This is a genomic window from Microcoleus sp. B4-C2, from assembly GCF_036705265.1.
Lineage (GTDB): Bacteria > Cyanobacteriota > Cyanobacteriia > Cyanobacteriales > Microcoleaceae > Microcoleus.
The window spans coordinates 1-5,236 of record NZ_JAUBUB010000011.1 but is presented as its reverse complement, the minus strand read 5'-3'; the positions used below and the strand labels follow the sequence as shown (position 1 = coordinate 5,236).

General features: G+C 42.7%; 3 protein-coding genes. All 3 read right to left on the bottom strand.

Annotated elements, in window-relative coordinates; all coding sequences use genetic code 11:
* Positions 1-162: 162 nt before the first annotated feature.
* Positions 163-1,176: a poly(ethylene terephthalate) hydrolase family protein gene (locus tag QUB20_RS06170; RefSeq protein WP_333244845.1), complete on the bottom strand. Its 1,014-nt coding sequence runs from the start codon at positions 1,174-1,176 to the stop codon at positions 163-165.
* 285 nt (positions 1,177-1,461) lie between these two features.
* Entirely contained in the window at positions 1,462-2,838 is a 1,377-nt protein-coding gene (locus QUB20_RS06165) for a response regulator (protein WP_333244847.1), read from the bottom strand.
* On the bottom strand, positions 2,835-5,236 hold a 2,402-nt coding region (locus QUB20_RS06160), incomplete at its 5' end, for a PAS domain S-box protein (protein ID WP_333244850.1). The genes QUB20_RS06165 and QUB20_RS06160, both read right to left, overlap by 4 nt.

The window sequence follows — 5,236 nt, the reverse complement described above, 5'->3', positions numbered from 1 at the left end:
CGATAAAGGAGCCCCCGAATTTATCTCGCGCAAGTCAATCCTTCAATTCTTTAATCTAAAATCTAAAATCTAAAATCTAAAATCGATTGACCTCCAGTATACGATTAAATGTAGGCACACTATCTATTAACTTTAATCTATCTTACGTTTTTTTAGGTGGAGCTACTTAGAAGATGGTTTGGGAACTGCAACGGTGGTAACACGGACATTCGGATCGATGGCGTCACCTTGAGAATAAATATAATCAAATGCCGATCGATCTTTAAGCATATGTGCCCGCAGAAACAGCGCGCTCCAACGGGCGATCGTTTCAATACCCACGGCTCGCTCTAAGGTAGCAGTATTGCGATCGGGCATCGCACCAGCGGGGTTATTAACATCGGTAATGCCGAAGTGATTTGCACCCATAACAGTAATCAAAGCTTTGGGTGGTGTTTGAATTTGGTCAAAAGTGCTTTGAGCTCGATCGGGCAGGGCGACACCATCGATAGATCCTTGAATCAACGCCACTGCAATGCCATCATTAGCGATGGGTACAAATTCATTAGCAATAGGATTCCGCAAGTTAGCTCCAAAAAATGCAGCAGCTAATAGTTCTTTCGGGCGCGTAAATGGCTCTTGACACAGATACAATTCTGGGAGACATTTGTTAGCAATCACCGATAACCCCACTGCACCACCAAAAGAATGACCCAATAAACCAAGGCGCTGCGTATCGATAACAGACGCGATCGGAGATGTGGGCTTTGTGTTTTCGATCGCCATTTGAGACAAAACCGCCGCAATTTGCGAAGTTTCCGACGCCAAATTAGGCGGTGAAGTGGGATTGAAGGGCGAAGGCCGCAAATGGTTCGGAACGACCACCACAAAGCCGTAGCGCGCCACATGGCTAGCGTAATCTGAATAAAATGATTTATCTACAAGCGCACCTTGCAATAAAAGCACAATGGGAAAAGAGTAATTACCAGAATTAATATCGGATGGTTTAGGATAATAAATATCAGCTAAATCGTTATTGCCCGATATAGTCGTACTGTAAAAGCTAGTCTCTTTAAATGGCGGTCTATAATCGATTGTTGTCGCAAAAACTTTGCCACCAATGACAACAAACGCAGCAATTACACAAACAATTGCTAGAGTTTTTACTGAAAAAAAATCATGGTTTAAATTCATCATTATTTTGGGTTTGAGAGTGCGTGCATCAGCTACTAAAAAAAAGCAAGTTGGCGACTTGCCATTAAGGGAAATTTGTGTAAAAATTGCCAATCAAATGATATCATGTCCCCTCGATCGCAATTTGTGTAGGGGCGGGTTCACCCACAATACCTGCCAATAATTGACAATCTCAAAAACCCGCCCCGACCGGGATAGTATGGTTAATCGATCGAACATGATATGACTCCTAAATAAACACGATTCCCGATCTTACACCCTTTTTGAATACTTGAAGTTTAGTGTGGCTTATAGCCCGACCAAATCCTCTTTATAAAAACCTTTTCTAGAGTGGTAAATCGGAATTTCGATTGCCAATGTCGCCCCTTGATCCGGTATCGAAAAACAACTCAGTTGTCCCCCGTGGTCGTCCACTACAATAGTATAGCTAATCGATAACCCCAAACCCTTCCCTGTTCCCACTGTCTTCGTTGTAAAAAATGGCTCAAATATGCGTTGTTGAATCTCTTCGGTTATGCCGGGGCCATTATCAGTAATATAAATACCCACTTGAAAGTCGGAGAGTAACTTCGTGCAAATAGTAATAGTAGGGATCGAGCTGCTATCATCTACATCATTTGCCCAACGTTTTGGGGATTGCAACGCTTCAATCGCATTAGTCAGAACATTCATAAAAACCTGATTCATTTGCCCCGCGTAGCATTCTATCTTTGGCAGATTATCATACTCTTTTACCACTTTAATTATCGTTTGCTGTGCTTCATCTTTCAGCCGATGCTGCAAAATCATCAGCGTACTCTCAAGTCCTTCATGGATATCCACCGCTTTTAACTCAGCTTCATCGAGTCGGGAAAAATTCCGCAGCGATTGCACTATTTCTCCAATTCGGTCAGCTCCTATGCTCATAGAAGCAATTAGCTTCGGCAAGTCATTCCTGAGAAAAGCGAAATCGATTGCCTCCAGTTGTTCCTGGATAGCTGCTGTGGGATTGGGGAAATCTTCTGTGTAAAGTTGCACCAGCCTCAGCAAATCTTCAGTGTACTCCCTTACGGGCGAGAGGTTCCCTTTAATGAAGCTAATCGGGTTGTTAATTTCGTGAGCTACCCCTGCTACGACATTCCCTAAACTTGACATTTTCTCGCTTTGGATGAGCTGAGCTTGTGCATTTTGTAACTGTTGTAGAGCCAGCTCTAGTTGTTGGGATTTATTCCGCTCTTTAGCCTCAGACTCCTGCAATCGCGCATTTTGCTCGTGCATTTTTTTTTGCAAACGCTGAATAGTTAGTTGATTTTCGACACGAGCTAAAACTTCTTCTAAATGAAATGGCTTGGTGATGTAGTCTACTCCTCCCACAGCAAATGCTTTGACTTTATCCAAGACTCGATCTAGGGCGCTCAAGAAAATAACTGGAATACCCGAAGTTCTGCCATCCGCTTTTAAATGTTGGCAAACTTCATAGCCGTTCATCTGGGGCATCGTGATGTCCAATAAAATCAAATCTGGCGGGGTAGAACGCGCTGCTTTTAATGCCATTTCCCCGTTGATTACGCCCCGAACTTTATATCCTTTGTCGCTCAACATAGTCGATAAAAGACGCAGGTTGTCGGGAGTATCGTCAACCACTAAAAGATTGGCAACATGAGATGCTAATTGCTGGCTGTTCATGGGATTATTTGTTCGGTTAAGTCAGTAATTTTATCAAAGCGAAAATTATGAATCCAATCGGTGATAATCTCAGCAGAAAAACTATCGGATTCAGGGATTGTGGAGACTAAACTTAAAATCAGGCAGGCATCAGCATCGATAGCTCCATGATGTAACTGTCTCACCCAATCCGTAGGCATTGTCGCCAAAGTTGTCCTTAATTTTTCAGTTTTTTTCCCTTCTTTTACACTCAAGTCTTGACCCTCAAGGTGAGATAATGTAACGTTCGGTAAATCTTCATAAATATACTGTACCCCTAAATGTTCAGCCATTTTGGCAAAAATCACTTCTTCTTGAAAAGGCTTGCTCACAAAATCGTCACAGCCTGATGATAAAACAATGGCTCGCTCTTCCTCAAAAGCGCTAGCGGTCAACGCAACAATTGGGGTAGCCTCATCTTGAATCTTGGCTTTAATTTGTCTGGTAGCCTCATACCCGTCTATCACAGGCATTTGCATATCCATCCAAATTAGGTGAGGTTTCCAAGTCTCCCAGATTCTAATAGCTTCTTGACCATTTACTGCTTCGCGCACCTCCAAGCCAAGCGGTTCGAGAAGATCAACCAATAGCAAACGGCTCTCCCATTTATCATCAACCACCAAGATGCGATATGAGGGTTGGTTGGGTTGTAAACCAATTACCCGCCTTCTTGATTGTCGAGGTTGAACTTCAGCCATCTCTGGAGAACTAATTTGGATATCAAAACTAAAAATTGTTCCTCGATGCAAGGTACTGCTGACGGTAATGTCTCCTCCCATCAGTTGTACGAATTGTCGGCTGATTGGTAAACCCAAGCCTGTTCCTTCTTGAGATTTCCGACCTGCGTCAGTTTGCACAAAAGCCTTAAATAAAGAATCTAGCTCAGTAGGAGCAATGCCGTAACCAGTGTCTTCCACTTCAAACGTAATAGTCCGTGGTTCGTTGTCTGTTGGGGACTTTTGTTTCGCACTAATTGCTGCAACCCGAAGCGTCACACTTCCCTTGCTCGTAAACTTTATCGCATTTCCTAGCAGATTAATCAATACTTGACGCAATTTACTTTCGTCAGTTTTTACATACTGAGGAATGTTAGAATCGATGTGCCAACTGAGCTGTAAATCTTTAGAATCCGCTTTAATTTTGAGCATTTCTTCGAGAGAATGGAGCAAATGATACAGGTCAAAGCTAGTAGGATTTAAGGTAATCCGACCTGCCTCTATTTTAGACATTTCCAGCACGTCATTAATCAGCGTCAGCAAATGCTCGCCAGAACGACTAATGATGCCTATCTGTCCCTGCTGTATCTGAGAAAGGGATGAGTCGCGCGCCAGCACTTGGGTAAAGCCGAGAATTGCATTGAGGGGAGTTCGCAATTCGTGACTCATTTTTGATAAAAATTCGCTTTTAGCCTTGTTAGCCGCATCTGCAACTTCTTTGGATTTTTGTAAGGCTGCCTCTGCTTTTTTACTTTCCGTAATATCGCTAGCTGTGCCAGTTATTCCGAGAATTTTTCCCTCGGAATCCCGCAATACAAGTGAATTAAACCGGAGATTGATAGGTCTACTATCTTTAGCTAATTGTATAGTTTCATACTGAAATACAGACTCTCCATTCAGCATACGTTGGAATATCTTTTTATCTTTTGGAAGTTGTTCAGGTAGCTGAAAATCACTAAATTTTCGCCCTATCATTTCTTTAGGCAAGTAGCCAAATATATGTTTTACAGCAGCGTTGACGAAGGTATAACGCCCTTCGATATCAAGTGACCAAATCATATCCTGCGATGTTTCAACTAAGTCACGGTATTTAGCCTCGCTTTCTTTGAGCGCTTCTTCTACCCTTTGACGCTCGGTAATGTCGTTAGTGACTAACAGAATACACGCTTCTCCACCCAGCTCAATAATATCTGCTGATACCAGCATCTTCCTCACCTCGCCTGATGAAGTACGACAATCGAATTCCTGATTGCGAACCACTCCTGATTCTTGCAAGAGCTGTCTGTATCTGTCACATTCTTCTAAATTACCCCAAAAATTCAAATCAATTGCTGTAAAACCAATTACCTGTTCGCGAGAGTAGCTAAAAGTGCTGAGGAAACTGTCGTTCACTTCGATGTAGCGTCCATCTGCAAATCGGGCGATCGCGATCGGGTTAGGACTGGAACGAAAGGCTTTAGAAAACTTTTCTTCAGACTTGCCCAAGGCTCTTTCTGTCTGCATCCTGACAGCCATTTCCAGTTGCAATTCTTGCGTTCTTTCTATAACCTTACGTTCCAGCGTTCGCGAGTATTCCCCTAATTGATCGTAAAGCTGAGCATTTTCAATGGAAATAGCAATTTGGGCAGATAAAAGTTTTAACAATTCTAGGCGATCCGTAGTAA

Excerpts from the sequence above, each read along its gene's own strand:
- QUB20_RS06170 (WP_333244845.1), bottom strand. The coding sequence starts at position 1,176 with ATGATGAATTTAAACCATGATTTTTTTTCAGTAAAAACTCTAGCAATT.
- QUB20_RS06165 (WP_333244847.1), bottom strand. The coding sequence starts at position 2,838 with ATGAACAGCCAGCAATTAGCATCTCATGTTGCCAATCTTTTAGTGGTT.